The 14,358-nt window shown below is 44.9% G+C and carries 11 protein-coding genes; 2 read left to right on the top strand and 9 right to left on the bottom strand.

Annotated features, from left to right (window positions below):
* Window positions 1-95 precede the first annotated feature (95 nt).
* The 9 genes from thrC to DXD68_RS11365 form a co-directional block, all read right to left on the bottom strand.
* Window positions 96-1,409, bottom strand: coding sequence for a threonine synthase (thrC, locus tag DXD68_RS11325; RefSeq protein WP_122361604.1), 1,314 nt, complete (start codon window positions 1,407-1,409; stop codon window positions 96-98).
* Window positions 1,406-2,608 (bottom strand): cofactor-independent phosphoglycerate mutase, encoded by a 1,203-nt coding sequence (locus DXD68_RS11330; RefSeq protein ID WP_122361605.1) that lies wholly within the window; start codon window positions 2,606-2,608, stop codon window positions 1,406-1,408. Before DXD68_RS11330 ends, thrC begins: the two co-directional genes overlap by 4 nt.
* A 104-nt stretch (window positions 2,609-2,712) precedes the next feature.
* Window positions 2,713-5,154 (bottom strand): bifunctional aspartate kinase/homoserine dehydrogenase I, encoded by a 2,442-nt coding sequence (thrA, locus tag DXD68_RS11335; RefSeq protein WP_122361606.1) that lies wholly within the window; start codon window positions 5,152-5,154, stop codon window positions 2,713-2,715.
* Between the two features lie 362 nt (window positions 5,155-5,516).
* A complete protein-coding gene (locus DXD68_RS11340; protein ID WP_122361607.1) occupies window positions 5,517-5,810 on the bottom strand; it encodes a nucleotidyltransferase family protein in 294 nt (97 codons plus the stop codon).
* A 69-nt stretch (window positions 5,811-5,879) separates the two neighbouring features.
* Window positions 5,880-7,430: a DHA2 family efflux MFS transporter permease subunit gene (locus DXD68_RS11345; RefSeq protein ID WP_122361608.1), complete on the bottom strand. Its 1,551-nt coding sequence runs from the start codon at window positions 7,428-7,430 to the stop codon at window positions 5,880-5,882.
* Entirely contained in the window at window positions 7,430-8,455 is a 1,026-nt protein-coding gene (locus tag DXD68_RS11350; protein ID WP_122361609.1) for an HlyD family secretion protein, read from the bottom strand. The genes DXD68_RS11345 and DXD68_RS11350 overlap by 1 nt, the downstream gene beginning before the upstream one ends.
* A 67-nt stretch (window positions 8,456-8,522) precedes the next feature.
* Complete coding sequence (locus tag DXD68_RS11355) at window positions 8,523-8,714, bottom strand: alpha/beta hydrolase family protein (RefSeq protein ID WP_122361610.1); 192 nt, start codon at window positions 8,712-8,714, stop codon at window positions 8,523-8,525.
* Between the two features lie 40 nt (window positions 8,715-8,754).
* Window positions 8,755-9,822 carry a subclass B1 metallo-beta-lactamase, long type gene (bla, locus tag DXD68_RS11360; protein ID WP_122361611.1) on the bottom strand — a complete coding sequence of 356 codons (1,068 nt, stop codon included), beginning with the start codon at window positions 9,820-9,822 and terminating at the stop codon, window positions 8,755-8,757.
* Between the two features lie 2 nt (window positions 9,823-9,824).
* Window positions 9,825-10,781: a DMT family transporter gene (locus tag DXD68_RS11365; protein ID WP_122361612.1), complete on the bottom strand. Its 957-nt coding sequence runs from the start codon at window positions 10,779-10,781 to the stop codon at window positions 9,825-9,827.
* A 139-nt stretch (window positions 10,782-10,920) separates the two neighbouring features.
* On the opposite strand from DXD68_RS11365, the gene DXD68_RS11370 reads away from it, so the two are divergent.
* On the top strand, window positions 10,921-11,658 hold the full coding sequence (locus tag DXD68_RS11370; RefSeq protein WP_122361613.1) for a copper homeostasis protein CutC: 738 nt from the start codon (window positions 10,921-10,923) through the stop codon (window positions 11,656-11,658).
* Window positions 11,659-11,666: 8 nt separating this feature from the next.
* Window positions 11,667-14,330: a DUF5916 domain-containing protein gene (locus tag DXD68_RS11375; protein ID WP_122361614.1), complete on the top strand. Its 2,664-nt coding sequence runs from the start codon at window positions 11,667-11,669 to the stop codon at window positions 14,328-14,330.
* Window positions 14,331-14,358 lie beyond the last annotated feature (28 nt).

Below are 14,358 nucleotides of genomic sequence, written 5' to 3' on the forward strand. Positions count from 1 at the left end.
AAAAAAGATAGGTCTTTTGAAATGTTAAGTCCTGACTTTTGAAATCAAAATAAGGGACTTTTGATTTCAAAAGACCGGTCTTTTTTTACATGCTTTTATTGGGCCAATAGATAAGACTTAAATGTCTCAAAATCACTGCTTAGCTCGATGCTTTGCTTCGTTCCCTGCATGAAGGCTTGCAACTTTTTCGGGATCTCTATATCTGCACCGAGAATACGGTCAACCGTTCCTTTGAATTTTGCCGGATGAGCTGTCTCCAGGAAAAGACCGGTCTCGTCTGTGTCGAGTGCATATTGTATCAAAGCCTGGAAACCACAGGCTCCGTGAGGGTCGAGCAGATATCCATCGTTTTTATAGACATACTGGATCGTATGTTCGATCTCTTCGTCTGTGAAACGGTATCCGCTGATACGCTGGCATATTTCATGATGTTTATCGCCATAGATATCGAATAGATCCATGATACGGGCAAAATTACTCGGATCGCCGACATCCATAGCATTGGCTATGGTTGCAACAGAAGGACGCGGAGTGTAAACGCCGGTTTTCAGGTATTCGAGGAATACGTCGTTGCGGTTATTAGCTGCGATAAAGCGCTTTACCGGTAATCCCATCCAATTGGCAAAAAGACCTGCAGTGATATTCCCGAAGTTTCCGCTGGGAACGGAAATCACTAGATTATCCGCTTTGCCTATTTTATCTAATTGTGCATACGCATTAAAATAGTAAAATGATTGCGGAAGGAAGCGGGCCACATTGATCGAATTGGCAGAGGTCAGCTTCATGTGGCGGTTCAGTTCATCATCCATAAAAGCTGATTTTACCAATGCCTGGCAATCGTCGAAAGTACCGTCTATTTCCTGTGCCGTAATGTTCTGCCCGAGAGTTGTGAACTGGCATTCCTGGATCGGGCTTACTTTTCCTTTCGGATAGAGCACATACACATGGATACCCGGTACGCCCAGGAATCCGTTGGCTACAGCACTGCCGGTATCTCCCGAAGTGGCAACCAACACATTGACCTGCTTCAGTCCCTCTTTCTTAATGAAATATCCCAGCAGACGTGCCATGAAACGACCGCCGACATCTTTGAAGGCCAGTGTTGGACCATGGAACAGTTCAAGGCTATAAATGTTTTCACAGACGTTTACCACCGGTGTATCGAATGCCAGTGTGTCTTTTACGATCTCGTTCAATGTTTCTGTTTCGATATCTTCTCCGAAGAAAGCTTGTGCTACCGTACAGGCTATTTCGTGAAAAGACTGATTCTTCATATTGTCGATTGTCGCTTCATCCAGACGGACAATACGCTCGGGCATATATAACCCTTTGTCTCCTGCGAGACCTTTTACAACGGCTTCTTCGAGAGTAGCCAGGGGAGCTTGTTTGTTTGTGCTGTAATATTTCATAATAATTCTCTTATAAATTCATCTTTTTCAAGTACGCCATATTTTCCGTTCAGAACGCTGAACTCATCGAAACGAGTGACAGTATCCGGTTCCTGTCCGGGTTTATAGATCAGGAAAGGGACAGGAGTATTGGTATGGGTACGGATCGAACAAGGAGTCGGGTGATCGGGGAGTATGGCGATAGCTACCGGTTCATCCCACTTCTGTAGTTCTTCGTAGATGATGCGGATCGCCCGTTTATCCAGATATTCGATTGTTTTTATTTTCAGTTCGACATCTCCTTCGTGGCCTGCTTCGTCGCTCGCTTCCACGTGGAGATAAACGAAATCATTTGTTTTTAATGCTTCGAGGGCAGCATATGCTTTCCCTTCATAGTTGGTGTCGTACAGACCGGTTGCACCTTCTACGGTGATAACTTCCAGACCTGCATAAACTCCGATACCTCGTATTAAGTCCACTGCCGAAATTACGGAGCCTTTTCCGAATCCGTACATTTCCTGCATGGTCTGCATGGCAGGGCGGTAACCGGGAGACCAGGGCCAGATGCTGTTTGCCGGATCTTTTCCTGCCGCTATACGCTTCAGGTTGACCGGATGATCTTTCAGTATCTCCTGCGATTTCAGAATCAGGTCATTCAACAGGTCGGCTGTCTCTTTTGCTTCCGGCACTTCCGGCTGGATCATTAGTGGACGGAAAGGGTGGAGGGGAACATCATGAGGAGGTGTACAATCCAATCGTTTGTCACCATTCTTGATGACCAGCAGGTGACGGTATGAAACGCCGGTATAGAACTTAACTCTATCGGAACCCAGCTTTTCGTTGAGGCATTGGATTAGTTCGTCGGCTTCTTCTGTAGAGATATGTCCGGCGGAATGATTCTTCAGGATCTCTCCTTCAACACAAATAAGGTTACAACGCATGGCCATCTCACCCGGTTGTAAGGTAACGCCGATGCTTGCTGCTTCCAGTACGCCGCGTCCTTCATATACTTTAGGCAGGTCGTATCCGAGTACGGCCATATTGGCAACTTCGCTTCCCGGGTGGAATCCGTCGGCGACGGTTTTCATTTGTCCGGTTACTCCCAGGGCAGCCAGTTTGTCCATATAGGGAGTGTCTGCATATTGCATAGGGGTTTTGCCTCCTAATGCCTCGATTGGCTCATCTGCCATTCCGTCTCCTAAAATAATAATACTTTTCATCTTTATTGAGAATTAAAGAAGGTGTGGAAAAACAATAACCTATTCCGATAACCTTTGTTTAATAAGGTTACCGGAATGTGGCTATAATTTAATCATCTTCGGATTTATCGAATGTTAGCTATGGAAATGATATCGGCGAAAACGCCTGCCGCCGTCACATCGGCTCCGGCTCCATAGCCTTTTATTATCATAGGATACTCGTGGTATCTTTCGGTAGAGATCATAATAATGTTGTTGCTGCCTTCCAGTTCATAGAACGGATGGTGGCTGTTCACTTCCTGCAAACCGATTTCGCAGGCTCCTTTTTCCATCTTTGCAACGAAACGGAAACGTTTCCCTTCGGCTTCCAGTTGCTGACGTTTACTTTCAAATCCGGCATCCAGTTCCTTTACATTGCACCAGAAATCGTCAAGCGAACCTGCGAAATATTTATCCGGAACGAACAGGTTGCGTTTTACATCTTCCTGTTCTACTTTATAACCGGCTTCACGAGCCAGGATAACCAATTTACGTAATACATCCTTGCCACTCAGGTCGATGCGAGGATCCGGCTCCGAATAACCTTCTTCTTTTGCCATCTGGATCGCTTTACTGAAAGGTATATCCGCACTGAGTGTATTGAATATATAATTTAATGTACCCGAAAGCACGGCTTCCAGCTTCAGGATATGGTCACCGCTGTTTCTCAGGTCGTTCATCGTGTTAATGATAGGAAGTCCGGCTCCCACATTTGTTTCAAACAAGAACTTGATACCGCGATGACGGGCTGTTTCTTTTAGTTTGATATAATTGCTATAAGAAGAAGAAGCTGCGATCTTATTGGCTGCGACTACTGAAACGTTATTATATAGCAAAGTTTCATATAAGTCGGATACAGCCGGAGTTGCCGTACAATCCACGAATACGGAGTTAAAGATATTCATCTTTACGATCTCGTCTCTCAGATGTTCGGGTGAACTTTCTTCGCCGTTCTTTTTCAGTTCTTCGATACAGTTTTCCAGATTCAGACCTTCGCGCAGGAAAAGGGCCCGTTTACTGTTGGCGATACCTACGACATTCAGCTTTAGACCGTTTTGCTCCATTAGCTTAGGTTGCTGGATACGTATCTGTTCCAGCAGATTGCCACCGACTGTTCCTACTCCTGCAATAAACAGGTTCAAAACCTTATACTGTGACAGAAAAAAGGAGTCGTGGATAGAGTTTAACGCCTTACGCAGATATTTGAGCTTGATAACGAAAGATATATTTGTTTCGGAAGCTCCCTGCGCACAAGCGATTACGCTGATACCTGCACTACCCAGTGTACCGAACAGTCTGCCGGCGATACCAGGTGTACGTTTCATGTTTTCTCCGACGATAGCGACTGTTGCCAGGTCTTTCTCGGCAACCGTATCATTCATATCTCCCTGGGCACGTTCGAGGGCAAACTCCTCATTCAGAACCTCTACTGCCAGGTCTGCATCCGCATTACGGACAGCGAAAGTCGTATTGTTCTCAGAACTAGCCTGTGATACCATAAATACACTGATACCGTTTTTAGCCAGTGTTTTAAAGATACGGTAGTTGACACCGATCACACCGACCATACCCAAACCTTGTACGGTAATCAGACAGGTATCATTGATAGAAGAAATACCTTTGATAATGGCTTTTCCTTCTTCCTTTACTTTTTCTTTGGAAATATAAGTACCCGGTGCTTCCGGATTAAATGTATTCAGGATGCGGATAGGTATATTTTTATGATAAACCGGATAGATCGTCGGCGGATAGATCACTTTGGCACCGAAGTTACACAACTCCATGGCTTCGGTAAATGTCAGCCGGTCGATAACGTATGCCGAACTGATCACACGCGGGTCGGCTGTCATAAAGCCGTCCACATCCGTCCAGATTTCCAGGACGGAAGCATCGAGGGCAGTAGCCAGAATAGAAGCGGTATAATCGGAACCTCCGCGTCCCAGATTTGTTACTTCTCCGTTTTCCGTGCTCGAAGAGATAAATCCGGGTACGAGCGAAACTTTCGGCAGCGGATTGAATGTCTCTTTGATCAATTGGTTGGTTTTCTCAAAATCTACAGTATGCTTGTTGAACTGTTTGACTGTTTTAATGAACTTCCGTGAATCGAACAATTTGGCATCTTCGATCACATTGGATACGATCAAAGAAGAGATGCGTTCCCCATAGCTGACGATCGTATCGGATGTCTTGACCGACAGATCATTGATCAGGTACACACCTTTGAAGATATTTCCCAGTTCGTCCAGCAGGCTCATCACTTTCTTCTGTACCTCGATGCGTTTCATCTTGTCCGGAATAACTCCCTGGATCACGTCCAGGTGACGTGTTATGATTTCGGAGAATTCTCTCTCGTATCCAACATCTCCTTTGGCTGCCATGGCAGATGTTGCCAGCAGTTTGTCGGTAATGCCGCCCAAAGCAGAAACGACAACGATTACAGGCTCTTCAATAGCCTCTACTATCTTCTTTACACTCAGAATACTATTCACGGAACCTACGGACGTTCCGCCGAATTTCAATACTTTCATCGGTATGTATTATTTTAGTTGACAATTGACGGTTGACAATTGACAATTTATTTGTAACTAAATTAATTGATAATAAGAACCGGATGGAACCGGCATAAAGGATGCAATACAAATGATTGCAACAATGCAGGACGTGGCCGCTGCGCTTGTTTATTTGTAAATTCTAACCCCCCAAGGGGTCATCAATGCCCATGTATAATATGCTATACCTGCAATCATTCTTTTCTTTTTCTAGTTTTCATATCTTATTGCAGGGGCAATATTACACATTATTTTTCAAATGCAAGCATTTTTTCAGTAGAAAGTGATAAAATAGTGGAAAGTTGACAGGAAAAAGGGTGTAAGGGATTACTAAATAGATATCAGATATAGATTATATCTCGTTCTACATTTTGGCGAAAAGCGGCGGTTTGGTTTTCATGTAAAGTTATAACATCGACTTTGTTTCTGAATAAATTCTCCAGGTCTTCCCGGATATAGAAATGTGTGAAATAACTAGGCTGCTGCATTTTTATAACCACATCAATATCACTGCGGTCATCCTGCTCTCCACGGGCACAACTACCGAACAAGCCGAGACGTTCAATCCCGTATTTCTCAGCAAAAGCGGCTTTATAGTCGCGCAATTTATTGAGGATTTCCTGGGTAGTTTCCATTTGGCTATATTCTTTATTACTTTATATGGAAACAAAGATATGTTTTAGTTTGGATAAAAGCAAGTAGAGTCACTTTGTTTTTCTCACCCTGCGAAGCCAGAAAACCGGGAGGATACAAATCATTGTGACGATGAATGCGATGTAGAAATCGTCGTTGATACCGCCGATGTATGCTTCGAGTTCGAGTCGTTTGGTTATAAGTTGTTCGGCCAGGGAGCGGGCGGACTGTTCGGTGGCTCCGGCGGTTTGTGAGGCGAAGGCACTTAGCTTGTCGATAGTCTGCTGGTAGACTTTTCCGGTATAGTTCAAGGCTTCGCTGTAGCGCTGGGTATGATAACTGGTACGCCCGGTAAGCATGTGGCTGAAGATTGCAACGCCGAAGCTGCCACCCATTTGGCGGACGATATTGGTGATGCTGGATGCCTGTGCCATCATATCCACTCCGATTTTGGCCAGCGACAAGGTTAATAATGGGGTGAAAAGTATTCCCATGCCGATGCCGCGCAGGTAAAGACTCAGCATGATATACCATTTCTCCGTAAGAAAAGACAGGTAAAAGTTGAGATAGAAGCTGAGTGACATTAGGATCAGTCCGGCGGCAATCAGTATCTTCGGGTTGATCTTCTGTCCTAAGGCGCCGGCGGCGGGCGAACAGAAACCCTGGATGATCCCCACTGGGATAAAGAACATTCCGGCCTGAAACGCCGAATATCCCAGGTTGTTTTGCAGATAAAGAGGGATCAGGAACGTACTTCCGAACATTCCGATACCGAATATGAACATCATCAGGTTGGAGAGTGCGAAATTACGATCTTTAAATATACGCAGGTTGATAAGCGGGTATTTCACAGTCAGTTCGAAGTAGATGAACAGAATAAACATGATAGCCGATACCCACATGGAACCTAATACTGTCGGACTGTTCCACCCCTGTGTGTTGGTCGACGAGTTGACTTCCGACAGGCCATACATAAATAAAGGAAGGAAGATAGCTGATGTAATAAATCCCGGTATGTCGAAAGGCTGTACCGTCTGCGCTTTATACTCTTTCTGCAAAATAGCCGTAAAGAACAAGGCCAGTGCCCCGACCGGAACGTTTACATAAAATATATAGTTCCAGTTCATATTATCTACCAGGTTACCCCCGATAGACGGGCCGAACGATACCGATGCTGCCGAAGCGATCGCCCAAAACCCCAGTGCCATCCCTCGTTGTTCGGGAGGGAATACATTGCTCACGATAGCCATACCCACCGGCATGATAGCCCCGCAGCCGAGTCCTTCGATCACGCGCCAGAAGATTAATTCCTCGATAGAGGTGGAGTTGCCGCACATGAACGAGCCGAAAGTGAAGACCAACAGGGAGAGGAAATAAATCTTTTTATATCCGAAGCGGTCGGATAACCAGGCAGCTGCCGGAAGGATACTGGCGATTGCCAGCATATAACCGGTAAGCACCCATTCGGCCGTATTGATACTTGCCCCGAGCGTACCCATAATGGCAGGCAGTCCGGTATTGACAACGGTCGAGTCGAGCACAGCCATGAATGTACCGATCATAATATTGCCCAGTACCAGCCATTTATACGAACTGTTGCTTGTGTTATCCGTCTTGTCCATCATTTTGACTTTTCCTTTTCGATCTTAACGGTTGCAGACATTCCGGAGACAAGTTTCGGCTTTTCTACTTTGTCTTTTTTCCCTACGGTCTTGTCGATGGATATTTTCAGAGGGATACGTTGTGCCACTTTCGTATAATTGCCCGAAGCATTGTTGGGAGGGATAAGCGAAAACTCCGAGGCCGTATTCGTACCTATATAGAAGATCTTTCCGGAGAAGGTCAGGTCGGGGAAGGCATCGAGCGTGAAGATTGCCGGTTGTCCCATCCTGATGTGGTCGAATTTAGTCTCTTCGAGATAGACGGCAACCCACAGGTCTTTACCTTCGTTGATGGTGAAAAGCGTTTGTCCCGGTTGGATGATATCGCCGGGCAGCGACCAGCGTTTCGCTATCACCCCGTCGACCGGAGCCGTGATCCGGTAATATCCCAGGGATACGCGGGTGGACTCGATAGCGGCATTTGCCGAAACGATAGCTGCTTCTCCGGCGGCGATCCGTGCTTGCGATATCTTGATTTGATCTTTGGCAACATCCACTTTTATGGCGGCACTTTTATAGGTATCTTCCGTATTTTGGAATGTCTCTTGCGAAACAGCATCACTTCCGTATAACTTTTTGTCGCGGCGGTAGTTTACTTCAGCCTGATGATAGTCGATCTCTGCCAGGCTCAGGTTCTTGATCGCCGTGTTGAGATTCTCTTTATCCAGTTTCAGGTTGGCAACCATTTCCTCCCGGCGTGCAACGGCTTCCTGCAATTGGGCAACAACCGTGCTGCTATCCAGTTCGGCCAGGATCGTACCGGCTTTCACCGTATCGCCTTCCCAGGCATACTGTTTAAGCATCGGAGCCATAACTTGCGCCGCAACGCTAACCCGGAAACTGTCGAGGTTTGCATCGTCGGTCGAGATATATTTGCGGTAGTTCCACCACCAAAGGAAAGCAATGCCAACAGCAACAATCAGTATGACGATAAGCCATACCATACTATTGCCCGATGTTTTTTTAGAGGGACTTACTGTATCCATAGTTTTGACGTATATTTATTGCATAAAACAAATAAAATATACAAAGGTTCAGGGTTTGCCGTGTGGACTACTCTTTCTTCTGATGCTGTAACAGCCAGTCAAAGATATTATTATCCTTATAAAGGTATTGGATGCCATGTCCTTCACCGGGTAAGCGGGTGAACTGGATATGGCCATACGTTTCGAGTTTGCTTACAACCCTTTCTGTTTCATTTATCGGGATCATATCATCTGCTGTCCCGTGGAATAGTTTGTTCATGCGTAAATGTTTTAGGCTTTTTTCTGAACGTGGGGTATTCTTATCGTATAGCTTCTTTCAATATGATTAATGCATCGACATAGTCATTTTCTAATATGATAGTCAAATCTTTGAAATATAAATCTTCTGTCAATATATTTGTTTCTATATCATATATTTGCAATCGACCACTTTTTGAAGATATGATCTTACTTTCTGTGTTATCATGTCTGATCCCGGGAGATTGTATTTTCAGATATCTATTCTTTTTCTCTTGAAGTACATATACAGTGGCATTATTCAAGTGTCTATCATTATTATCGGTAAAATCGCTTTCGGCTATTTCAAATAGAGAACCACAATTATTGAATATCGGTTTTACCTGTTCATTATTCCATTTTAAAATTCGTCCCCATAAAGAAGGCTCGTATAGATTAATGGTGTAATCCAGTAATTCCGCATTGCTGGATTCTCCATGTCCCGGGATAACAATTTCGGCACTTCCATATAATTCTTTTACCCGTTTGATAGTATTAGACCATTCTCGCAGGTTGGCATCTTCTATGTTTCCATACCATCCTTTGCTTCGTACTTCATTACCTCCAAAAAGAATTTTTTCGTTCGGTATCCACACGACAATACCATCGCTTGTGTGTGCTTCTCCCAGATAATGACAAATTAGTTTACCTTTTCCTACTATCAGTTCCATTCTGGGGTTAAATCCTTTTTCAGGAATCGGTAGATTTCTATGTTGTGCTATTGTTCTGGTTCCTTCGTATGCATATGAAGGAATACCCGCTTTTTTAATTGTCTTTAATCCGCCCATAGCATCCGGATGCCAACGGTCGACAATACAACCAATAATCTGTGCTTTTAAATCTTTACGGATATAGTTTATTAGGTTATTCGTTTCTTCATCATTTTCAGGAGTAGAGATAATTACGGCCTTTTTGTCGTTTACATACACAATGCCATTATTACCATTCTCGGTATGTATATATACGTGTTTGTTTAATTCTATCAGATGTAATTTCTTGCTTACTCTAATTGTGTCAGCATAACAATCGGGTAAAAAGGTCAACATACATCCCAGTAAAAATATTTTTAGATATAAGCCGTATGTATTCATTTTCAAATGTTGTTAATTTGATTGAGATTTTTGTTATTAACGAATTCTACTTTTTCCAAATCAGCCCGGCTTTTACTTTGTGTAACCAGGTAAACCCCGACAAAAACAAGGACTGCCGATACTCCTTTTTGTAATGAGAAAGTGTCTTGTCCCACCATGACGGCGATCAGCGAAGCGATGATCGGTTGCACATAATTATACATACTCACCGTGGTAGGGCGGATGCGTTTCAATGACATGGGAATGAGTAAATAAGGAATAAACGTAGCCCCGATCAGTACGAAACTGATAGCTCCCAGTTCTTTTAGGTCGAACACTTCCCGCTGAAAAGCCGGTGTGTCGAGTACATGCTGATACGTGAAAGGCAGTAAAACGAGTGTAGAGAAGAGGAACATCCATTTCATCATGGTCACGGCGGAATAGCGTAGACTCAATGGTTTCGACAAAACCAGATAGATAGAATAGATAATGCCACTCGTGATTATCATCAGGTTACCATCCAGACTACTGACCTGTCCGGTTGCATGGGTGGAAGCCAGGATCAGCGAGATGCCACCTGTACATCCTAATAATACGCCGAATGCCTTCATTTTCGTGATCGGTTCCTTTAGGATAACGGCAGCTAGGAGCATGACGAAGATCGGAACGGCTGTCGCAATGATGGACGCATCGACCGGAGAGGTCCGGTTCAGTCCCACAATAAATAATCCCTGATTGAAACCTACGCCGCAAAGAGCGCAGACGAAAAGCATACCGAGGTCTTTCATCGTGACTTTCTCCCGTTTCATAAACAAGGAAGCTGCCCAAAACAGCAGACAGGCAGACCCCATTCGCATGATGGTGAGCGCTTCGGGCTGCACATGTGCCGGTAACAGATATTTTGAAATGGGCATATTGATAGCGAACAATATATTCGCTATCAGAATCAGTATATGTCCTTTTAGTTTTTCTGAGTTCATCGTCTTGCTGCTTTAGTGAACGCAAATGTAGTCATAATACTTACACAACTGTCTCATGTCCGTATGATTTGTAAATCTTGATTCAAATATAATCCTTATCTTTGTGTTTGATAAAAAACAAACATAATAAAGAATATATATGAAACCGACCCGAATAATCGAGATCTGTGCCAACTCGGCACAAAGTTGTGTAGAGGCAGAAGCCGGAGGCGCTAAACGTGTGGAACTTTGTGCAGGAATACCTGAAGGGGGAACGACTCCCAGCTATGGTGAGATCAAGACAGCACAGGCATTAACTTCTTCTATCGATATAAATGTGATCATTCGTCCGCGTGGCGGTGACTTTCTGTATACTCCGGCAGAGATAGACTCTATGTTGCTGGATATCGAACTGTGTAAACAACTGAAAGTACATGGCGTTGTTTTCGGGTGTCTGACGAAAGAAGGAGATATCGATGTCCCTCTGATGCGGAAACTGATAGAAGCAGCCAAACCGTTGTCTGTAACCTGTCACCGTGCTTTTGATGTATGCCGTGATCCGTTTGCCGCTTTGGAACAACTGATAGAACTGGGCTGCGACCGTATCCTTACTTCCGGCCAGCAGTCGGATGCAGTGAGAGGCATTCCTCTGATCGCCGAACTGGTAAAACGTGCCGACGGACGTATAATTATTATGCCTGGTTGCGGTGTGCGTGAAAATAACATCGCACAGATTGAAGCGGAAACCGGAGCGAAGGAATTTCATACATCTGCCCGCAGCATTGTCTATAGCAAGATGGAGTACCGGAATGAAAATGTCCCGATGGGCAGCAGCATCGTTTCTTCGGAATTTGAAACAGTGGAGACGGATCGTAAAAAAGTATCAGCTTACCTGTAAATAGAAGAATGAAATACCGATTGTCCTTTGTTGCCTTCATGTTGTTTTCCTGTGCTTTTTGTAAGGCACAGCAGGATTCTATCGTCCCCTTTGATAAGGCTTATAAACGGGTTTACAATATAACGAAGGTGACCGGGACAAAGCCGGTCATGGACGGACGCCTGGATGAAGATTTCTGGATGAAACAGGGAGAATGGTCCGATTGTTTCGTCCAGATCATTCCTTATGAACGGAAAATACCGGATTCTCCCACCCGGGTAAAACTGTTTTACGATAATAAATACATCTATGTCGGTGTCTATTGTAAAGATATCCATCCGGAAAAGATGATCCGTTTTATCGGCAACCGCGACGATAATAGCATGGGAGACCTTATCAGTGTGGCTTTCGATACTTATCATGATTATCGGGCAGCCCCGGAATTTAATATCAACCTGGGTGGAAACAAGACTGACCTGGTCGTTACCGATAAACTGAATGTCAATCTGAGCTGGAATGCCGTATGGGAAGGAAAGACACATATCAACCTGCCGGATTCGAGCTGGACGGCTGAGTTGCGTATCCCGTTCAGCCAGTTGCGTTATAACCAGCTTTCGGACGATGGGATATGGGGACTTCATGTCCGTCGTATCATCCGCCGGAACAACGAAGTGCAGAACTGGAGTATGATCCCGTTGAAGAATAACGGTCATGTCTTCTCTTTCGGCGAAATGCACGGAATGACTGATCTGCCGAAACCGCGCGGAATAGAATTTCTTCCTTATGTCATGGGCAAATACCGGAATGAACCGAAGATCCCCGGCAGTCCTTATCAGAAAGGACATAGTTGGGGAGGAAACGTCGGGTTGGATGCCAAATTTGCCCTTTCCGATTTCACGTTGGACCTGACGATCAATCCTGATTACGGACAGGTGGAACTGGACCCGTCAGTGATGAATCTGACCGCTTATGAAACCTTTTATGACGAAAAGCGTCCTTTCTTCCTGGAGGGAAAACATATCCTGGATTTCGCCAACGGAAGCGATATGATGTTCTATACCCGTCGTATCGGTGCCGCACCGTCTTATACTCCGCAAGGAATTGATAATATAAACAGTTTCGCTGACACTAAAGACAATGTGCCGATTATAGGTGCTTTGAAACTGACGGGAACGAACAGGCATGGAGTGACTTTGGGTGTCGTCCAAAGTGTAACAGCCCGCTCTTCTGCGAAAGTGACCCGTAACGGACTGGAGGATGTCGAAGTCGTGGAGCCCCTGACCAATTATACGGTGGCACGTGTCCAGAAGAACTGGAAAGGCAATAGCTTGCTGGGCGGAATGCTGACTTCAGTCAATCGTGCGCTCGATCAACCTTATTTGGAAGATTTTATGGTTCGCAATGCGTTTACAGCCGGGATCGATTTTACGCAGTATTTCAATAACCGTCTTTATTATATAGATGTAAAGGGAATGTTCAGTTCTCTGAACGGCAGCAAGGAGGCGATCTCCATTCTGCAAATGAACCCTGTTCATTATTATCAGCGGGAATCCGCCTCAGATTATTTGGGAGTAGATCCGAACCGCCGCTCCCTGAACGGTACGGGCGGCTATGTGAAAGCCGGTCGTAAAGGAAATGCCAAATGGGCTTTTTCCGAAACATTCAGCTGGTCGTCTCCCGGTTTCGACCTGAATGATATGGGATATATGAAGGAAGCCGATAACCGGACGAATGAAACCGAGATCGTTTTCCGGCAGACGGATATTTGGAAACATTTTCGGTATAATGCGTTTACGCTGACGCAGAAGAATCAGTGGAATTATGGCGGAACGCCTTTCAGTAATGATGTGGCCCTCCGTTGGCAAAGCATGACGATGAAACGTTATGAGGTGGATATGAAGGAAACATTCGTCTGGAACCGCCTGGACAGCCGTCTGCTTCGTGGTGGTCCCGACATGCGGCTGAACCCTTATTTTCAGACTTCGGTCAAAGTGAATACGGACAAAGCCCAGCGGATGATGTTCATGCTGAAATATGAAGGAAATCACAACCTGGACGGCTATAATCGTTTTAATACACTGATGCCGAGCCTTACTTTCCGTTTAGGCAACCATGTCTATTTGTCGGGACAGGTGGATTATGCCTGGAATACGGACGATATGCAGTATGTCGGTACATTGAAATCGTCGGCTGCTTCATCTGACCGGCATAATTCTTCACCGGTCTATCTGATGGGGCATATGGATCAGAAGACATACGGGGTAACGATGCGTTTACAGGTGAACGTGACACCGGATATATCTATTCAGTTCTACGGTTCGCCGTTTACTTCGACAGCGAAGTTCAGTGATTTTAAAGAGGCTGCCGATACGAAGTCTTCTACTTATGACAAACGTTTCCATGTCTTTTCAGGAGATGAACTTAGTTTTGCTGACGGAACCTATCATATAAAGAGAGAAGGTCGTGAGGCTTCCTTTAAAAATCCCGATTTCAGCTTTAACGAATTCCGTTCCAACCTGGTGGCGCGCTGGGAATACTTGCCGGGTTCTACCTTGTATTTTGTCTGGGAACACCGCATGTCCAATCAGGAGAGCCGTAGGATAGGAGGCTGGGGGAATAACCTGGATCGTATGTTCGGACTTCCGGCTACCAATACATTTATGCTGAAGATGAATTACTGGTTCAATTTATAACCCGATTTTTTCAGCTATACAGATTAAA

The sequence above is a fragment of the Parabacteroides sp. TM07-1AC genome, from assembly GCF_003480915.1.
GTDB classification, from domain to species: domain Bacteria; phylum Bacteroidota; class Bacteroidia; order Bacteroidales; family Tannerellaceae; genus Parabacteroides; species Parabacteroides chongii.

Excerpts from the sequence above, each read along its gene's own strand:
- thrC (WP_122361604.1), bottom strand. The coding sequence starts at position 1,409 with ATGAAATATTACAGCACAAACAAACAAGCTCCCCTGGCTACTCTCGAA.
- DXD68_RS11330 (WP_122361605.1), bottom strand. The coding sequence starts at position 2,608 with ATGAAAAGTATTATTATTTTAGGAGACGGAATGGCAGATGAGCCAATC.
- thrA (WP_122361606.1), bottom strand. The coding sequence starts at position 5,154 with ATGAAAGTATTGAAATTCGGCGGAACGTCCGTAGGTTCCGTGAATAGT.
- DXD68_RS11340 (WP_122361607.1), bottom strand. The coding sequence starts at position 5,810 with ATGGAAACTACCCAGGAAATCCTCAATAAATTGCGCGACTATAAAGCC.
- DXD68_RS11345 (WP_122361608.1), bottom strand. The coding sequence starts at position 7,430 with ATGGACAAGACGGATAACACAAGCAACAGTTCGTATAAATGGCTGGTA.
- DXD68_RS11350 (WP_122361609.1), bottom strand. The coding sequence starts at position 8,455 with ATGGATACAGTAAGTCCCTCTAAAAAAACATCGGGCAATAGTATGGTA.
- DXD68_RS11355 (WP_122361610.1), bottom strand. The coding sequence starts at position 8,714 with ATGAACAAACTATTCCACGGGACAGCAGATGATATGATCCCGATAAAT.
- bla (WP_122361611.1), bottom strand. The coding sequence starts at position 9,822 with ATGAATACATACGGCTTATATCTAAAAATATTTTTACTGGGATGTATG.
- DXD68_RS11365 (WP_122361612.1), bottom strand. The coding sequence starts at position 10,781 with ATGAACTCAGAAAAACTAAAAGGACATATACTGATTCTGATAGCGAAT.
- DXD68_RS11370 (WP_122361613.1), top strand. The coding sequence starts at position 10,921 with ATGAAACCGACCCGAATAATCGAGATCTGTGCCAACTCGGCACAAAGT.
- DXD68_RS11375 (WP_122361614.1), top strand. The coding sequence starts at position 11,667 with ATGAAATACCGATTGTCCTTTGTTGCCTTCATGTTGTTTTCCTGTGCT.